Origin of the sequence: Streptomyces sp. A0958, assembly GCF_004795035.1 — a bacterium.
GTDB lineage: Bacteria > Actinomycetota > Actinomycetes > Streptomycetales > Streptomycetaceae > Streptomyces.
This window is the reverse complement of record NZ_SSBK01000034.1, coordinates 1-17,435: the sequence shown is the minus strand read 5'-3', so window position 1 is coordinate 17,435 and position 17,435 is coordinate 1. Positions and strand designations below refer to the sequence as shown.

Annotated in this window: 13 protein-coding genes; 8 read left to right on the top strand and 5 right to left on the bottom strand. The window is 71.2% G+C overall.

All coding sequences use genetic code 11. From position 1 onward, the window contains the following. Positions 1-47: 47 nt before the first annotated feature. Positions 48-374, bottom strand: a complete 327-nt coding sequence (locus E6P78_RS26225; protein ID WP_136206122.1) for a hypothetical protein — start codon at positions 372-374, stop codon at positions 48-50. Positions 375-781: 407 nt separating this feature from the next. On the opposite strand from E6P78_RS26225, the gene E6P78_RS26220 reads away from it, so the two are divergent. The 7 genes from E6P78_RS26220 to E6P78_RS26190 all read left to right on the top strand — a co-directional run bounded on the left by E6P78_RS26220 (position 782) and on the right by E6P78_RS26190 (position 12,936). Beyond that, positions 782-2,962: a M4 family metallopeptidase gene (locus E6P78_RS26220; protein WP_136206121.1), complete on the top strand. Its 2,181-nt coding sequence runs from the start codon at positions 782-784 to the stop codon at positions 2,960-2,962. 202 nt (positions 2,963-3,164) lie between these two features. Beyond that, complete coding sequence (locus E6P78_RS26215) at positions 3,165-6,059, top strand: LuxR family transcriptional regulator (protein ID WP_136206120.1); 2,895 nt, start codon at positions 3,165-3,167, stop codon at positions 6,057-6,059. Between the two features lie 252 nt (positions 6,060-6,311). Beyond that, positions 6,312-7,046 carry a lytic polysaccharide monooxygenase gene (locus E6P78_RS26210; RefSeq protein ID WP_136206119.1) on the top strand — a complete coding sequence of 245 codons (735 nt, stop codon included), beginning with the start codon at positions 6,312-6,314 and terminating at the stop codon, positions 7,044-7,046. Positions 7,047-7,371: 325 nt separating this feature from the next. Beyond that, entirely contained in the window at positions 7,372-8,613 is a 1,242-nt protein-coding gene (locus tag E6P78_RS26205) for a helix-turn-helix transcriptional regulator (protein WP_136206118.1), read from the top strand. Between the two features lie 275 nt (positions 8,614-8,888). Then, on the top strand, positions 8,889-9,680 hold the full coding sequence (locus tag E6P78_RS26200) for a toll/interleukin-1 receptor domain-containing protein (protein WP_136206117.1): 792 nt from the start codon (positions 8,889-8,891) through the stop codon (positions 9,678-9,680). Beyond that, entirely contained in the window at positions 9,677-11,671 is a 1,995-nt protein-coding gene (locus E6P78_RS26195; RefSeq protein ID WP_136206116.1) for a hypothetical protein, read from the top strand. Before E6P78_RS26200 ends, E6P78_RS26195 begins: the two co-directional genes overlap by 4 nt. Beyond that, the gene (locus tag E6P78_RS26190) at positions 11,668-12,936 is read left to right on the top strand and encodes a hypothetical protein (RefSeq protein WP_136206115.1); all 1,269 of its coding nucleotides are present in this window, start codon (positions 11,668-11,670) and stop codon (positions 12,934-12,936) included. The genes E6P78_RS26195 and E6P78_RS26190 overlap by 4 nt, the downstream gene beginning before the upstream one ends. A 77-nt stretch (positions 12,937-13,013) precedes the next feature. On the opposite strand, the gene E6P78_RS26185 is transcribed toward E6P78_RS26190, so the two are convergent. After that, positions 13,014-13,295 carry a tetratricopeptide repeat protein gene (locus E6P78_RS26185; RefSeq protein ID WP_136206114.1) on the bottom strand — a complete coding sequence of 94 codons (282 nt, stop codon included), beginning with the start codon at positions 13,293-13,295 and terminating at the stop codon, positions 13,014-13,016. A gap of 459 nt (positions 13,296-13,754) precedes the next feature. On the opposite strand from E6P78_RS26185, the gene E6P78_RS26180 reads away from it, so the two are divergent. After that, positions 13,755-14,336, top strand: coding sequence for a Uma2 family endonuclease (locus tag E6P78_RS26180; protein ID WP_136206113.1), 582 nt, complete (start codon positions 13,755-13,757; stop codon positions 14,334-14,336). Positions 14,337-14,587: 251 nt separating this feature from the next. Here the strand turns inward: E6P78_RS26180 and E6P78_RS26175 are convergent, their stop codons facing one another. From E6P78_RS26175 to E6P78_RS26165, 3 genes are all read right to left on the bottom strand, one after another. Beyond that, positions 14,588-15,877 (bottom strand): IS1380 family transposase, encoded by a 1,290-nt coding sequence (locus E6P78_RS26175; RefSeq protein ID WP_346765613.1) that lies wholly within the window; start codon positions 15,875-15,877, stop codon positions 14,588-14,590. A gap of 570 nt (positions 15,878-16,447) precedes the next feature. Further along, positions 16,448-16,864, bottom strand: a complete 417-nt coding sequence (locus tag E6P78_RS26170) for a PIN domain nuclease (protein ID WP_136206112.1) — start codon at positions 16,862-16,864, stop codon at positions 16,448-16,450. Next, positions 16,861-17,112, bottom strand: coding sequence for a type II toxin-antitoxin system VapB family antitoxin (locus E6P78_RS26165; RefSeq protein ID WP_136206111.1), 252 nt, complete (start codon positions 17,110-17,112; stop codon positions 16,861-16,863). Before E6P78_RS26165 ends, E6P78_RS26170 begins: the two co-directional genes overlap by 4 nt. Positions 17,113-17,435: the final 323 nt, after the last annotated feature.

The following is a 17,435-nucleotide window of genomic DNA, read 5'->3' as shown; positions in this document are numbered from 1 at the left end:
GGGCGGCCGCGCGAGCGCGGCCGCCCCTCAGTCGTGCGCGCGCACGGTCACCAGTCGACGGTCTCCGACCAGATCGACTGGATGTAACCCGGGCCCCACGGGTTGGTGGCGACGGACGCCTGGCCCACGGGGGCCCAGTCGCCGAGGACGATCCGCTGCGGAAGCCGGGGGTCCAGCGCGTTGAGCACCGCGTGGATGCGGTGGTGCCCGGTCCCGCCGGTGCACAGGCTGGAGATCGTGCTGCCCGCACCGCCCCCGTAGGAGACCGTGCAGTTGGTCGGCGCCGCCTGGGCGGAGGGGGCCGAGGTCAGCATCGCGCCGACGGCGGCCATGGCAACGGCTGCGGTACCGATCACACTGCGCTTCCCGAACATGAGACTCCTTGGGTCCAGTGATGGGTCCAGTGATGTGGAACTCGCCGCGATCCGCCGAACACCCCACTCATGGCGCGTTCGCGACGTGTCAGATTCATGACACTTCCGGAGATCGCGTGAAGAATCCTCCACACATGTGCGCGCGCTGACAAGAGCGTTGCCCATATTTGGTCCAGTCCAATCGGAGGCCGACTTCACGCCGGGAACCGCGCGTAGGGAAACCCCTCAGCATTCGCGCAGTGCCTGGCAGCCGCGCCGGCCGGCTCCCCACACTCGTGCGTCGGCATCGCTCCCCACCGGAGCGCCGCCGCCGGTTCGTCGCACCTGCCCACCGCGCCGCCGCCCCCACCACCCCGCGGGGCGGCGGCCGGACCCCCTGTACGAGGTGAAAGGAAACCCCCGTTCCTATGTACATACGAAGAGCCGCGAGGCTTCTGACGGCCACTGTGGCCTGTGCGTGTGCTTCCGCCATCGCCCTCCCCGGCGCGACGGCCGCCCCGGCGCCTCCCGCCCCCTCCCCGGCCGCAGGCCCCCACGCCTTCGCCCCGGCCCCGTACACGACGAATCCCTCGGCCGCCGTGCGCACCGGCGTCGAGGCCGACGCGAAGAAGGCGCTGGCGGCCCACGGGCAGGCCGCGCACCGCAGCGGCTCGGACGCCTTCTCCGTCAGGAACCTGGTGGTCGACCGGGACGGCTCCGCGTCCGTACGGTTCGACCGCACGTACAAGGGCCTGCCGGCGTACGGCGGTGATGTCGTCGTACGCCTGAAGCAGGACGGCACCTACGAGTCGCTGACCACGGCGGCGCGGACCACGCCCTCTGTGTCCACCACACCCGAACTCGCCGCGCCCCGCGCCTCGCAGCTCTCGAAGAAGGCGTTCCGGGGCTCGGTCGACTCGGTCTCCGCGCCCCGTCTGGCCGTCCAGCTGAACGATGACGACGCCACCCTGGTCTGGGAGACCGTGGTCAGCGGGGTGCGCGACGACCGGACCCCGAGCCGGCTGCACGTCCTGGTGGACGCCCGCTCCGGGAAGGTCGTACGCACCAGCGACGAGGTGACCACCTTCGCGGCCTCCGGCAACGGCGCCCCGGCCCGGACGGCCACCGCGGCCAAGACCCCGGCCGCAACCCCGGCCGCCGCCGCCACCGCGGGCACCGGCCGCACCATCTACAGCGGGCAGGTACCGCTCGACGTCACGCAGTCCGGCAGTGGGTACACCCTCCAGGACCCGTCGCACGGCAACGGCTACACGACCAACCTCAACCACGCCACCAGCGGCACCGGTTCGGTCTTCACCAGCTCGACCGGCACCTTCGGCAACGGCTCCACCGGCGACCCCGCGTCGGCCGGCGCCGACGCCCACTACGGGGCGGCTATGACGTTCGACTACTTCAAGACCGTCCACGGCCGCAACGGCATCTTCGGTGACGGCCGGGGCGTGCCCTCGCGGACCCACTACGGCAACGCGTACGTGAACGCCTTCTGGGACGGCAGCCAGATGACGTACGGGGACGGCCAGGGCAACCAGCGCCCGCTGGTCGAACTCGATGTCGCCGGCCACGAGATGGCGCACGGCGTGAGCGGTGCGCTCACCGGCTGGGACGAGACCGGTGAGACCGGCGGCATGAACGAGGGCACCAGCGACATCTTCGGCACGCTGGTGGAGTTCTACGCGAACAGCCCGGTGGACAAGCCCGACTACACCATGGGCGAGCTGATCAACATCAGCGGCAACAACCAGCCGCTGCGCTGGATGAACCAGCCCTCGCTGGACGGCTCGTCGCCCGACTGCTGGAAGAGCAACAACGGCAGTCTGGACCCGCACTACTCGATGGGCCCGCTGAACCACTGGTTCTTCCTCGCGGCCGTCGGCAGCGGCAACCACGGCTACGGCAACAGCCCGACCTGCGACAACTCCACGGTCACCGGCATCGGCAACGACAAGGTCGGCAAGATCTGGTTCAAGGCGCTGGCCTCGTACGCGAACAGCCGGGAGAACTACCACCAGGCCCGCATCGACTCGCTGAAGGCGGCGGCCGACCTCTACGGCGCCCACTGCACCGAGTACAACACCATCGCGGCGGCCTGGGCGGCGGTCAGCGTCACCGGCGCGGACCCGGTGCCCGGCACCTGCGGCAGCCAGCCCGGTTCGCCCTCGGTGACCAACCCCGGCAACCAGACGAGCGCCGTCGGCACCGCCGTCTCCCTGCAGATCCAGGCGAGCGACCCGGGCGGCCAGGCCCTCACGTACAGCGCGAGCGGCCTGCCCGCGGGTCTGTCGATCAGCTCCTCCACCGGCCGCATCACCGGCACCCCGACCACCGCGGGCACCTCGGCCGTGACCGTCACCGCGAAGAACACCGGCAACGCCACGGGCACGGCCGCCTTCACCTGGACCGTCACCGGCGGCGGCAACCCGCCGCAGGGCTGCGGCAACCTGCCGGCGTGGAACGCGACCACCAGCTACGCACCGGGTGACCAGGTCTCGTTCAACGGCCACACCTACACGTCGCAGTGGTACTCGACCGGCGCGGAACCGGGCGCCCCGGGGTCCTGGGCGGTCTGGACGGACGGCGGCCCCTGCTGACGCCCTGAGCAGCTGACGCCCTGAACAGCTGACGTCGGATCACCGGTCACGGCGCGCGCTCCACCGCGCTGTGACCGGTCAACGCCTCTGCGGCAGAGCGCCGTTGACCCCGCCCCCGCCCCGGTCCTACATTCGGGTTCGTCCTGGGCGGGCCCTGCTGCACGGGCAGCGGGGGAAGAAGGCTGCGCGCAGAGGGGCCCCGATGACCCGCTCCAGAACCGACCGTTTCCGTACCCCCGACGCCCGTACCGCCGGCCGGAACGCCCTGCGCGACACGGCCCGTGCGCACCTGGAGGGCGGCGGCGGGGTCCTCCTCACCGGCCCCGAGGGCATCGGCAGGAGCACGACGGTGACACAGCTCGCGGACGAGTTCGCGGCGCGCGGGCACCGGGTCCTGCGCTGTGCGCCTGCCTCGTCCGACCGGGACAGCCCCTTCCTCGGCCTCATCGACCTGCTGGCCACCGTCGGCGACGCCCCCCTGGCCGGCCTGGACGCCCAGGAACGGTCCGTGCTCGAAGGGGCGCTCCTGCGCCGTACGCCGCCTGCCGGTACCGACCCCACCGCGGGCCGGGACGCGCTGGTCCTGCGCATCGCCGTACGCAAGGTCCTGGCCGCGCTCGCCGCGACCGGCCCGCTGCTGCTGGTCGTCGACGACGTGCAGTGGCTGGACGAGCCGACGGCCCGGGTCCTGCTGTTCCTCGCCCGCCGCACCGGCCCGCGATACGCCGTACTCGCCGCCGTGCGCACGCCGCCCACCGGTGGCCCGCGGCCGGACCGGGCGGCGGCCCGGGCACTGTGCCCGCAACCGGACCCGACGACGGCCCGCGAACTGTGCCCGCAGCCGGTCCGCACGCTGCCGGTGCCGCCCATGACCGTCCGCGAGATCGCGGATGTGCTGGACGCGCACGGCACGCACGGCGAGCCGCCCTGGCCTCAGCAGCTCGTCGCGCGCCTGCACGAGGCCGGCGCGGGCAACCCCCGTACGGTCCTGGAACTCGCCGCCGGCATCCACGAGGCGGTCGCGTCCGGCTCGCCACTGCCCGACTCATCGGAACCGCTGCCCGTCCCCGAATCCCTCAGCCGGCCGGTCCTGGACCGGGTGGAGGCGCTGCCGGAGCGGGCCCGGCAACTGCTGCTCACCGCGAGCGCCGCCGTCCGCCCGACGGTGGAACTGCTGCGGCGGGCGGGCTGCCGGTACGCGGAGGCCGACGTCGACACCTGCGTCCGGCGCGGCCTGCTGCGGGCGCCGGACCACGGGACGCTCGGCTTCCCGGACCCGCTCACGCCGATGGTGCTGGCGGCGCGGACCCCGTACGCGGTGCGGATGGACGTGCACCGCGCCCTGGCCGAGGCCGCCGACGACCCGGTCGAGCGCGCCCACCACCTCGCCCGGCTGGCCTCCGGCCCGGACCCGGCGGTGGCGGACCGGCTGGTCGAGGCGGCGGCCGCTGCCCGGCGCCGGGGCGCGCCGGGGACTGCGGCGCGGTTCGGGCGGCTGGCGGCGCAGTACACCCCGGCGGACGGAACCCCCACCGGCGTCGGCCGCCGGCTCACGGCCGCGGAGGACGGGCTGGAGGCGGGCGACTTCGACCTCGCCCGGCAACTGGCGTACGAGGTGCTGCGGGAAGCCGACCGGCCCGCCGACCGGGTGCGCGCCTGGAACGTGGTGGTCGACTCCTCGGGCCAGGCGATGTCGGAGGTCGCGGACGTCTTCCCGGAGGCGGTACGGGACGCGGGGCGCGACCCCGCACTGCTGGCCCCGCTGCACTACCGCATGAGCTGGCACGCGTGGATGGTGGGCGGTTCGGCGCAGCGGGCGCGTGACCACGCCGCGCGGGCGGCCGGGCTCGCGGCGCGGGCGGGCGACCGGCGCACTGAGGTGCTGGCGCTGACCCAGCAGGCGTCCCTGGAACTCTTCCTGGGCCTGCCCGAGGCGGAGTCGACGCTCGCCGCCGCCCTCACCGCGCCCCATGACGCGTACGCGATGAGCCACCACAACGGGCCGATCTATCTGAAGCACCGCTTCCACCTGGTGCACGACCAGTTGGACGAGGCCAGGGCGGAGCTGCGGACGCTCGTGTACACGCTGCGCCGGCGCGGTTCGGCGGACTGCCTGAGCCAGTGCCTGGTCGGCCTCGCCCAGTTGGAGATCCAGCGCGGCCGCTGCGGGCAGGCGCTGTCGATGGCCCGCCAGAGCCTGCGGATCGCCGAACAGGCGGGGCTGAGCCAGGGGCCCGCCTGGTACGCGGTCGCCCTCGCCGAGACCGCGGGCGGCAGCCTGAGCCAGGCCCTGGCCGCGGCGGAGGCGGCCCGGCGGCACAGCGAGGACGACGACGACCGGCTGTTCCTGCCCAGGGCGCTGCACGCCGAGGGCCGGATCAGGCTGTTCAGCGGCCAGTACGAGCGTGCGGCCCAACTGCTTTGCCGTACCGCGGAGATGGAGAGCGCCCAGGGGCAGGGCGATCCGGCCTCCCGCCGCTGGCACGCCGACCTCGCGGAGGCCCTGGCCCGCAGCGGGGCGACGGACGAGGCCGAGTCGGTCATCGACCGGGCCCGCGCCCAGGCCGTCCGGCTCGGCAGGGCCGGCGTCCTCGCCACCCTGGACCGGGCGGCGGCGGCGGTCAGCGAGGAGCGCGGCAGGCTGGGCGCGGCGGCCACGGGCTTGGAGGACGCCGCGACGCGCCTGCGGGCGGCGGGCTACCCCATGGAGGAGGCGCGCACCCGGGCGGCCCTGGGCCGGGTGCGCCGCCGCCTCGGCGACGAGGGCGCCTCCCACACGGCCTTCACCCAGGCACTGCGCGTCTTCACGGCGGCGGGCGCGCGGGCGTGGGTCGCGGGCGTACGGGCCGAACGGGACCGGGGCGGGGACGCACCGCTCCTGCACCTGGACGGCAACGCGTGGCCGGAGCGGCTGAGTTCGACGGAGCGCAGCGTGGTGACGCGGGTGGCCCAGGGCGCGACCAACCGGGAGATCGCGGCGGGTCTGACGCTCAGCGTGAAGACGGTGGAGGCGGCGCTCACCCGCGCCTACCGCAAGCTGGGAGCGAAGTCGCGCGTGGAGATCACCCGAATCGTCATGGCCCGTCCGGCTACCTGACGTGCCCTCACCCCCATTACCGGCTCGCTCCCTTGACGAGGACACGCCCCTGAGTATGGTCTAGACCTGAAGGTGAGCCTCGGTCGCCAGTGGTGGCCGAGGCGCGCGAAGGGACTGCGGGCGGCGCCCCCTCGCCACCGGCCGTACCCGCGTCCTCACCGTGTCCAGCACTCCCCCTCACGAGGCCGCACCGGTGCGGGCGCGACCAACCGCTGCCGTCACCCCGCGGCAGTCCCCAGTGAAGGAGTTGGCATGAACGCGAAGCGAAGACTGGCCCTCGTGATCGGTGCCGGAGTCGCCCCCCTGCTCGCGGTGGCCCTGCCGGCCGCCACGGCCAGTGCGCACGGATACGTCTCCAACCCGCCGAGCCGCCAGGCCCAGTGCGCCGCCGGAGTCGTCGACTGCGGCCAGATCAAGTACGAGCCGCAGAGCGTCGAGGGCCCCAAGGGCCTCATGAGCTGCAGCGGCGGCAACGCGCAGTTCGCCGATCTGGACAACGACAACAAGGGCTGGAAGGCCACGCCGGTCGGCAGCTCCGCCGACTTCTCCTGGACACTGACGGCCCGCCACGCCACGAGCACCTGGCAGTACTACATCGGCGGCTCGAAGATCGCCGAGTTCAACGACAACGGCGCCCAGCCCGGCGCCACCAAGACCCACCACGTGGACTTCAAGGGGATCTCCGGCCGCCAGAAGGTGCTCGCCGTCTGGAACATCTCCGACACGGCCAACGCCTTCTACGCCTGCATCGACGTCCAGATCGGCGGAGGCGGCGGCAACCCCGGCGGCGGCGGCAACCCCGGCGGCGGCGACAACGGAAACCCGGGCGACTGCACCACCGCCACCTGGGACGCCGGCCGCGTCTACAACGGCGGCGACACCGTCTCGTACAACGGCCACAACTGGCGCGCCAAGTGGTGGGTCCAGGGCGACAAGCCCGGCACGACCGGCGAGTGGGGCGTCTGGGAAGACCTCGGCACCTGCTGACACCTCCCCCCTGCCGCGCACTCACGCGGCCCGGCCTCTCCGCGGTGGTGAACTGCTCCCGCGGAGGGGCTTTTGCCGTGCGCCGGGTACGAGCCTGCGGCACACGGCGGGGCATCCTCCCCGCGAACGGAAGAGGCAACGGGCAACCCTGCCGAATCTTGATCCCCGAGGCGCACCTCGTGCCAGACTCTCCCTTGGACGCGGAGCGGAACGAGCCCCTCACGAAGGGTGTTCACCACCGGTCTTCGCGTCGCCCGGTGAACGTCGAACGAAAGTCCCCCGCGAGGGCACACGGCTCTCGCGGTCACTGTTGAGGGGGAGTTTGATGACGAGCACACCTTCACACTTCGGCCCGGAACTTCGCCGATTACGGCAGGAGGCAGGGCTGTCCCTGGCCGACTTCGCCATGGCGCTCAACTACGACAAGGGCCACCTCAGCAAGGTCGAGCGCGGCGGGCGTACAGCCTCACCCGACCTGGCCCGGCGTTGCGACGCATTCCTCGGCGCGAAGGGCGAGCTGGAGCGCCTGGCCGTACGCTCCGAGCCCGCCCCGGACACCACCGACGCACCCGCCCCCAGCCGCTGGCACGTCGGGCGCCGGGCGGTCCTCGCGGCGGGCACGGGATCGCTGGTCGATCTCGGACTGAAACTCGGCAGTCAGCCGCTCTCCGCCGCCGCCCCCCTCCTTCTCTCCTTCCGAGCACAGTTCGACCAGTTGCGCCAACTCGGCCAGTGCACGGCTCCGAAGCTCCTGCTTCCCCTCCTGGAGACGCAGACGCGTACGGTCGCCGGGCTGGCCGCCGACAGCCCGTCCGCCACGCGTACGCCCGTGCTTCTGCTCGCCTCGCGGTTCGCGGAGTTCACCGGCTGGATGGCGCAGGAGGCCGGCGACAGCGGCGCGGCGCTCGGCTGGACCGGTGAGGCCGCCGAACTGGCGCGCGCCGGGGGCGATCCATACCTCGGTTCGTACGCCCTCGTGCGGCGCGCCCTGGTCACGTTCTACGACGGTGACGCGGCGAGCACCGTCGCCCTGGCCCGCCGGGCCCAGCGCGACGACATCCCGCCGCGCATCCGGGGACTCGCAGCTCAGCAGGAAGCACAGGGCCACGCACTCGTCGGCGACGAACGCGACTGCCTGCGCAGCCTCGACAGGGCGCGGGAACTGCTCAACAGCGACGACGCCCGCAGCGGCGCGGGGCCCGTGATCGGCACCAGCCACGTAAGCGATCCGGCGGCGATGGCAACCGGCTGGTGCCTGCACGACCTCGGCCGCCCCAAGGCCGCCGCCGAGGTCCTCGACCGGGAGTGCCGCCGCCTCCCCGCACACGCGCTGCGCACCCGCGCCCGCTACGGCTTCCGCAGGTCCCTGGCCCACGCGGCCTCCGGGGAGGTCGAGCACGCGTGCACGATCGCCGGAGAACTCCTCGGCGTGATGCCGGCCGTTCCCTCGGCCACGGTGAACAGCGACGTCCGGCGCCTCGCGCGAGAGCTCCACCGGTTCCGGAGCAGCCGAGCCGTACGCGATCTGCAGCCGGCGCTGGCCCGGGTGCTCGCCCCGCAGGACTGACCGGCTCCGCGGCTCCCCCGTACCCGCGACCGACGGCCCCGGGCCGAAGCCGCCCGGCCCCCCGCACACACACCGGCTCTCCGGATCTCGTGACCCCCTGCTCAACCCTCTAATCCCCGTTCGACGCGTCACGCTGCGCCCCGGCTTCTCATGCCTGCCCGCGACCAGTGACGCGCGGGGCGGCACCCCTTCCCCCGTACGCCACACGTGGACGCGTCATGCCGTCACGCGCCCGGGGGATCTCCACCTCACCTCACTTCCCGAAGGGAACCTTCATGCCCGAGGTCTTCGTCAACTACCGCACAGGCGATGAGGAAACAGCGGCGACCCTCATCGACCGAGAACTCGCCCGGCGGTTCGGCCGCGAACGGGTCTTCCTCGACAGCAACTCGATCGAGCCCGGACACCGCTACCCGGCGGAGCTGGTCAGGGCGGTCGAGGAGTGCCAGGCGCTCCTCGCCGTGATCGGCCCGCGCTGGACGGAGGTGCGCGGGGCCGACGGCCGCCCCGCCCTGGAAGCCCAGCAGGACTGGACCCGGCGCGAGATCGAGACGGCGCTCGACCGGGGGGTTCTGGTGATCCCCGTACTCGTCGGAAAGGCCACACAGATCGATCCCGCCGTCCTCCCGGAGGATCTGCGGGAGCTGGCGGACTGCCAGTACAGGCGGTTCGACCATCGCAACGCCGAGTCGGACCTGACGGCGATCGGTGACGCCCTCGCCAGGCTGCTGCCGCAGCTGGGCGCGGAGGACCGCGACGCCCGTGCGGCACGAGAGCGGGCGGAGGCAAAGTCCCGGAAGAAACCGGCCAAGGACCGCGGGCAGACCAGGATGCGGGCGCGTGACATGGAACAGCGTGTGCGCGGCGGTATCGGAAACCTCAACGGTGACCTCGGCACCTTCGTCAACGAGCCGCAGGGGCCCGTGAACACCGGTCGCGGACACCAGTACAACGCGCCCCACTTCGAGGGGGACAATACCGGCGTCCAGTACACGGCGGGCGACAACAGCGGCACGGTCCACCAGCGCTTCGAGCGCGAGCGCCGGCGCTCGGACGACGACCGATGACCGAGCAGGACCGCGTCACCGTCAACGATCCGCGCGGCCCGGTCAACAACGGCGAGGGGCACCAGTACGTCTTCTACGGAGTCGGCGCGGACTGGATGAGCCGTAAAAGGGTCGACTCCCTCCGGATCGTCCGCGAGGACAGGGTGCGCCTGGCCGCCCGCTTCGCCCCGCCGGTGGGTTATCGCGCCGCCGCCGAGCGCCTGGAGAAGCCCGGGTCAGTGGTGCTGCTGGACGCGCCGCCCGGCAGCGGCCGCCGCGCCGCGGCGATCATGCTGCTGCACGAGCTCGGGGACGACGGGCGCGCCGACGAGGAAGAGGCCCGGTTCGAGGAACTTCCCGCCACGCATACGGACGGGGCCGCGCTCGTCCCCGGGGCGGGCGACCGGTTCCTCCTCGACCTCTCGGCAATCGCCGACGAGGAGACGTACGCCAAGGCCCAGCACCACCTGGCCGTGCGCCGGTCCCACATCCAGCAGGTGGGTGCCCACATGGTGGTCGTCCTGCCGTCCAACATGGAACACGCCCACGCGCCGGCCCTCGAACCGGACACGGTGAGGCTGCGGCGCCCCAGGGGCGTCACCGTCGTCACCCGGCACCTCCGCATGGACCGGATGGCCTTTCGCCCCGCGGACCTGCGGAGCACCGGGCTCCGGCACCTGTGCGACCGCTCCCCCATGTGGGAACTGGCACGGCTCGCCGGGCTGGTGAGGGCCGCTCGCGACAGCGGCCGGTTCGGCGCCGACTTCGCGGGATGGCTCGACCATGCGATGCACGCGGTGACCGACCGGGCCGATGAGGTGGGCCGGCAGGTGACCGCGGTCCGCACCGCGCCCGAGCGGACCCTGCTGCTCGCGGCCGCGGTGTTCGAGGGGGCCCGCGCCGACACCGTGTACGAGGCGTGGCACGGACTCATGAAGACGGTGCGGCACGAGGAGGAGGCGACGACCGAGCTCGCACGGACGGACTTCGGGGAGCGGCTGGCTGCCCTCGGGATCGAGCGGGACGCCGACGGGCGGCTCCGCTTCGAGCGGTTGGCGTACGCCGACGCGGTACGGACGTACTTCTGGGCGAACTTCCCCGGGGTGCGCGACGACCTCAGGGACTGGATCGGCAGGGCCGCCGGGCTCCGGGGTCTGACCATCGACGACCGGGTCGACGTCGTCATCCGCTTCGGCGAGCGGTCCCTGGCCGTCGGACGGCCCGACCACCTCTTCGACCTCGCGGTTCGCTGGGCGGACGGCGCGACCGGGGCGGCCTGCGACCCGCGAGCCGTGGCGGCTATCGAACTCGGTCTCAGCCACGAAAGGCTCGGCGGGTGGTTCCGCCGGCGGATGTACGAGTGCGTGAGGTCCGGCTCCTTGTCGGACGGCCTCGTGCGCGTCCTGACCGCCGCCTGCCGCCAGAACCTCGGCGCGACGCACCCGGATCAGGCGTTGGTGCGGCTTCACTACCTCGCCGTGCGGCAGGGTGAGGCGGCGCGCGAGGCGGGGGAGGCCCTTCTCGACCTCGGCGGCCGGGACCACCGGCTCTACCAGGCGCTGATCGGCCGCCTGCGGGACCAGACTCATCGTGAGCGGCGCGGGGCAGAGGTCCATCTCCGCCTGCTCACAGAGCTGTTGACGAGCGGCCGGGCTTCGGACCCGCCGCCGTGGCCGGACCTGTTCCGGGGCTGGGAGACGGTCTTCTCCTGGCCGCCGACGGACCTCTGGACACCGCTGGTGTGCAGTTGGCTGACCAGCGTGGCGCAGGACAGCACGCGGGACATGGCACTAGGCGTGATGGTCGGTGCGACGCACGGCCGCGCGGTCGCACTCCACCGCCTCTACGCCATCGCCTGCGACTGGGCAGGAGCCGGGCGCGATCCCTCCCGGGCAGCTGTCGCCAGCCGCTTCTGGCAGTGCATCGACCATGCCCAGTTCGTCCGTACGGAACGTACCGAACCCACGGAACGTACGGGCGCAGGACCACGGACCACGGAAGAGGAACGATGAAAGACCGCTTTCCCAGCATGCTGTTCGTCGCTCTCTGCGGCCTGGCACCGGCCGCCCTAGGGAACCTCCTGAACTGGTCGCCCTGGCTCTGGGGTTTCATGTCCATGGTCACGGTCTCCGGCTCCCTCCTGCTCGTGATGGCGGCCCTCAGCAGTGGCCGCGCGCCGGCCGGCCCGTACGAGCCCACGGAACCCGATCCGCCCGCGGCACCGGCGGAGCAGCCGTACCGGGAGACCCGGGTGATCGACGCAGCGCTGCCCAGTGCGACGGCCGGCTACGACTTCCTCTTCTCCGCCACCGTGTGGTGGAGGCCGGTCCCCGACGGCGCTGACTGGTCCGACAGCGCCTCCCCGGCCCTCGCGGTGTCCTCGGTCGTCAGCCGGGCCCTGGCAGTGGTCCGCCGCGAGGAGCCAGGCCGGGCGACCTTCGCGCGCTACCTCCTGGAGGGGGAACTCGGCATTCCGCTCACCGACCGCAGCGGACGGGTGGAGGCCATGGTGGCCGATGTGACGCTGACCCTCGCCCCCGGCGACCGCGAGCGTCTGCGGAAGCTGAGTGACCTCCGCAAGGACGAGGAGATCTGGGAGCACGAGCGTCAGCACGAACGCAACAAGCGGCGCTATCTCGGGGAGGACGTCATGACGAGCGCGGGCAGCGCGGTGGTGTGGTGGCTGGCCCGTCACGAGGACGAGATCGAGAAGGCGGTCGACATGATCGGCCCGCTCGCCCAGCTCGCGGCGGCGGCAAACGACGAGGAGGTGCCCGAGCTGTTCCGCCACCTGCTCGTCCCGCCCGTGGCCGCCCGGAGCGAAGCGACCGTGGGGGGCTCGCTCTGGGACGGAGCCGCCCAGGCGGGAGGGGATTTCGACCGTGAACAAGAGGTCGGGGTCGCGGATCGCCTGCTCCTGCTGCTGGCGGCAGCGGGCCTGAAGCCGGACATGGACGGCTACACGGTGTTGGTTCACCGTGTGGTGCTCACCCTGGAAGCGGCCGGGCTGGACGAGGCCGCCGAGGAGATCAGGCGGACCATTCTCCTGACGCCCGACGAGGACGAGACCGAGGAGTTCACGGACGCGGCCCCGGACGCTGACGCGGCCGCGTTCACACCGGGGCCGGAGGAGAGCGGCGCGAGCGACCGGAACCAGGGCTGGTGGGGGGCGAGCGAGGACGACATGCCGCCCCCGTACTACTGGGACCCCTCTCACCGCCGCCACCGGCCCCCCGCGCCTCGCACGGGGGACGAGGAGGACGAGGACGTCAGCTGACGCGCCGGCCGGCCGGTTCTCCGGAGGTCCTTCTCGCCGCGCACCGCGGCGAGAAGGACCGCCTGCCCGGGTCGGCCCTACGCCGGTTCCGGGGTGCCGTCGTCGATCGCTCCCTGCCACCGCTCGGCGGAGCGGTTCACGTAGCCGCGGTTGTAGAGCAGGGAGGCGTCGGGGCCGACGAGTTCCAGGGCGCGGGTGAGGTCTTCGATCGCGTCGTCGGCCCGCCCCTGCTCCTGGGCGATGATCGCGCGGTTGGCCAGCGCCTCGTAGAGGGCCGGGTCTGCTCCAGGGCCGTGGTGAAGTCGGCCAGGGCGGCGTCGGTGTCGCCGTCCTCCAGCGCGAGCAGGCCGCGGGTGCACAGCAGGTCGGCGCTGTCGGGGTGGTGGGCCAGTCCCTCGGCTTCAGAAGGCCCTTCAGGCACTCGTCACCACTGCCACCCCGCCCGCCCTGGGCGGAGGGCTCACGCCGTCCGACGAGACTCGTCATCCCGAGCCTGTCCCAGAAGGTGCGTCGACCAGTTCAAGTGCGCCGAGAACGACACGATCTCCTGGAGGAGTTCGCTGGCCGGAAGCGCGGCATCACCTCGGTGAGGGGGTTTCCGCGCGAGGCACGAAGCGCTACCCCGACTAGCCCGCCCACGTGCCGGTCGACTACTCGCCCGACTCGCCGCTCCCGATGTTCTCGGACGAGGTGAGTCCCTGATGAGCGTGCAGCGCAGGCGTGGGCAGACAGCCCGCGTTTGGGTGACGAGGGTGGTTCTCGTTTCGGCCGTCGTCGACCTCGTGGCCCGGACCTCGCCGAGTCGCTACGGTTGAGCCATGACCGCACTGCCCGACTGGATGCGTCCGCCCCGCGCGGAAGGCTGGTTCGCGGAGGACCTGGACCGCCTCCCGGAAGCACCGCGCCACACCGAGCTGATCGACGGAGCCCTCGTATTCATGATGTCCCCGCAGCGGTGGTGGCACGGCCATCTCGTCACGATGCTCACCGTGGCCCTCATGGAGCAGGCGCCGGCCAACGTAAGGGTCGGACGGGAGATGACCATCAAACTCGATCAACGCAATCGGCCCGAGCCGGATCTGCTGGTGACGACGGCCGACTTCGACGGTGACCGCACCTGGTTCGCACCGGATGAAGTACGACTCGCCGTCGAGGTGGTCTCCCTCGAGTCCGCACACCGGGACCGCACGGTAAAGCTCCACAAATACGCAGAGGCCGGCATCCCGCACTACTGGCGCATCGAGGACGAGGACGGAGCACCCGTCGTCCACGTCTACGAACTTGACGAGCCAACCGCCATCTATGTACCCGTTGGCATCTTCAGGGACTCGCTCAACCGTCCGGTGCCCTTCGAGATCAACCTCGACCTGGAGAAGCTCGCTCCGCCCCGCCGCAGCTGAGCCTCGATCCACCGCGTGAGCTCTGATCGCGCGGTGGATCGAGGCTCAGAATCGATCGCGACACCGCGTAAAGAGCGCGACCGTACTCATCGACTGGTTCAGCCTGGATCCACCGGCTCGGTTCGTGAGTGATTGATTCTCGTGATCGGTCGGTGTTTCCGATTTCGGGCGCGGGGTGGCTGCTGGTCTGCCCAGCTTTTCCACTTGTCCACAGCTCTCGGGCCCTCGCGGGCGGGTCGGATAGGTCCTGGTCAGGCCGGTGGGGGTGGGACGTGGACGCCATGGGAAAGGGTGTCGAAGGCGTCTTGCCAGGGCCAGCGTTCGGGCAGGTGCAGGGTGAGTCGTCGGGACGAACGGGCCAGGCGGGCGGGCACGTTGATCAGGTGTTCGCGGATGGTCGCGCAGGTCGCGCGGGCATGGAAGGTGTCGGCGAGGGTGCCGCAGGCGCGCATCAGGTTGAAGGCGAGGGCGGCCGGCGCGAGCCAGGCGGCGTTGGCCTGGAAGTTTCCCGACGGCGCGTGGGCGAACGGACCGTTCTTCAACTCCGCGATCACCTGTTCCACGATCGCGTGCGTGCGGTGATCCTTCTCGGCGTCGGCCAGCGACAGCGTGCTGTCGGTGAATGCGGCGTGGAAGCGCCAGGCGGTGAAGAGCTCGCCTTGGCCCTCGGGGACCGTGGCGGGGTTGAGGCGTTTCACCCGGCGCACGATCAAACGTGCGGTGACCTGCTGTTTCTTCGGTTTCGAGGTGAAGGCGGTGTAGGGAATCTCAGCGATCTCCGCGTCCGAGATCCAGCGGGCCTCCTCGTCGTCCCAGATCGCCCGGGGGTACTTGATCGGCCTCCAGGCGGTCTCGTCGATGGTGGCGATCGCCGTTTTGATGGAGGCGTTCATACGCACGGTGATCGAGAAGCGGGCGCCGGCTGCCTTGCAGGCTGCGATGAGTTCGGCGCCGTAGTAGGCGGAGTCGGCCCGCACGATCAGCATCCCCGTGGCGCCCGAGGCGCGGGCGGTCGTGATCGCCTCGGTGGCGAAGGCGCGGCGCCGCGGGCGGAGTTCACGTTGCCCTTGCGCAGACGGGTGGCGGCGATCACCGGGGCGGCCAGCGGCGTGGAGAGCGTCGCGATCAGCGCGTTCAGGCCCTTGACCTTGTTGTATCCATAGCCGACGCCCTGCTTGGCATAGCCGTGGACGGGCTTGATGGTGTCGTCCAGATCGAGGTGTGCGACGGTGCCGGCGCCGGGCAGCAGCGGGGCGTGAGCCGCCAGGCGGGGCAGCAGTCGGCGGGCGACAGCATGGAGTTGTTTCACGTGCCCGTGCGTGAAGGACCGCAGGAAGCTGCCCAGCGTGGACGGCGCCCGCACCCCGCGAAACAGAACGTTCATGGCGCCGTGCCGCAGCCGGCCCAAATCGTCGATACTGTCCGCGCCCGCCGCCGTCCCCGCGACCAGCGCCATCACCTTCGATGCCGGGAAGGCGCCGGTGCCGTTGGCCGACGCCGGCAGACGCACCAGCTCGACAACCAGACCGGGCATCCCGCACCGCTCGGCCAGACGTACCAGCGGAGCCAGCCCGCCGTACGCGATCAGATTCGGATCATCGAACCGTGCGGAAACCCCCGCCGCGGCATGGGAAGATTGCATCTCGGAAGTGCCCTCGTGAACGTGCTTGACGTGGTCCTAGAGAAACCTCATCATCGCAGGTCACAGGGCACTTCTTCATTTCCGGAGAAGTTGTCCACAGGCATCAGGCCGGTGGAATCCAGGTTTCAGTCTGACTCAGAAAGGTAACCTTAGCCATTCAGTAACTCCTCATTCCTTCGCACCAAAGGTGAGACTGGAACTCGACTACACATCGAAGCGGAAAGTCACCACAATCCATTCCACCTGTGGAAATGCAGATTCATTCTCAGTACGGGATTCACAACAAGATACAAGTCGACTCGAAACGGAAAACCTACCCAACCGCTGCCGACACTGCTGCATGGATACCGAATCTTGCATCACCGCCCACACACGCCGTTGAGCAGATCCGCGACGACCTGGTCAACGATGCACCGGTTCCACCCTCGCCCATCGAGGCACTCGCTGACACGGCATGCGGCGTTCCCCGTCAGTCGGCGGTGCCGGGCTCCACGACCCACTCGGCTTGCAATCCGCTCACCGAGGCGATCATGTCGAAGTCGCCGTCGTAGTGCAGGACAGTGGCCCCGTGCCGTTCTGCGGTTGCCGCGATGAGGACGTCAGCCAGCGACAGCGCCCGGTGAAAGCCAGCGTTCAGCGCCAGTGCCTGGATCGCGAGCGCCTGCTCGAACGCCTCGTCGTTGCAGGGCAAGTAGTCGAAACCACGGAGCAGGGTACGCAGGCGCAGCGCCTCGGCCTTTCCTCGCGCCGAGTACAGAACCTCATACTCGGTCGGGGCGCACACCGCTAGGAGTCCATCGCGGTCCAGTACATCCAGCCGCGCCCGCACTGCCGGTTTGCCCCGGCGGGCCAGCGCGGACTTGTCGAGGAGGTAACGCCCTTTCACGCCGCCGAAGCCCCGTCTCCGCGCTTAAGCGAGCCGTCCGGATTCCGCGGCCCCGTCTGCGATCGGATCTCCGCGAACACGTCATCAAACTCACCATCGTCAATGGCATCGAACAGCTCCCGGCGCAGCCGCAGCCTCACCCCCTCCTCCATGGCCGCCCGCACTGCGGCGGCCTTTGTCTTCGCTCCGTACATCCGCATCGCCTGCTCGACGATCTCCTCATCCAGATCGATCACAGTCCTGGCCATCAGTTGTCCCTCCACAGCTCGACGCCCCAACAACGATATCAATTAGACCTCGGAAATGGCATCAAAATGCTGGAGCGCGTCGAGGGTGCCTCGATCAAAGTCGGGAGCACGACCTGGACTGGTCGATCAGCTTCGGATCGGCGAGCAACCGCTGGACGAGACCCTGGACGAACTCCCTGATCTGGGCGCGGCAGACCCCTCTCTGTCAGCCTTGGGTGAGACATCCCGCTCTGTCGGGTTAGCCTGAGAGGGCACGACAGGAGAATCACCCCTTATGACCAGCACCGAACCGGCCGGGTCCGACCCGGCGCCGAGGCCGAAGC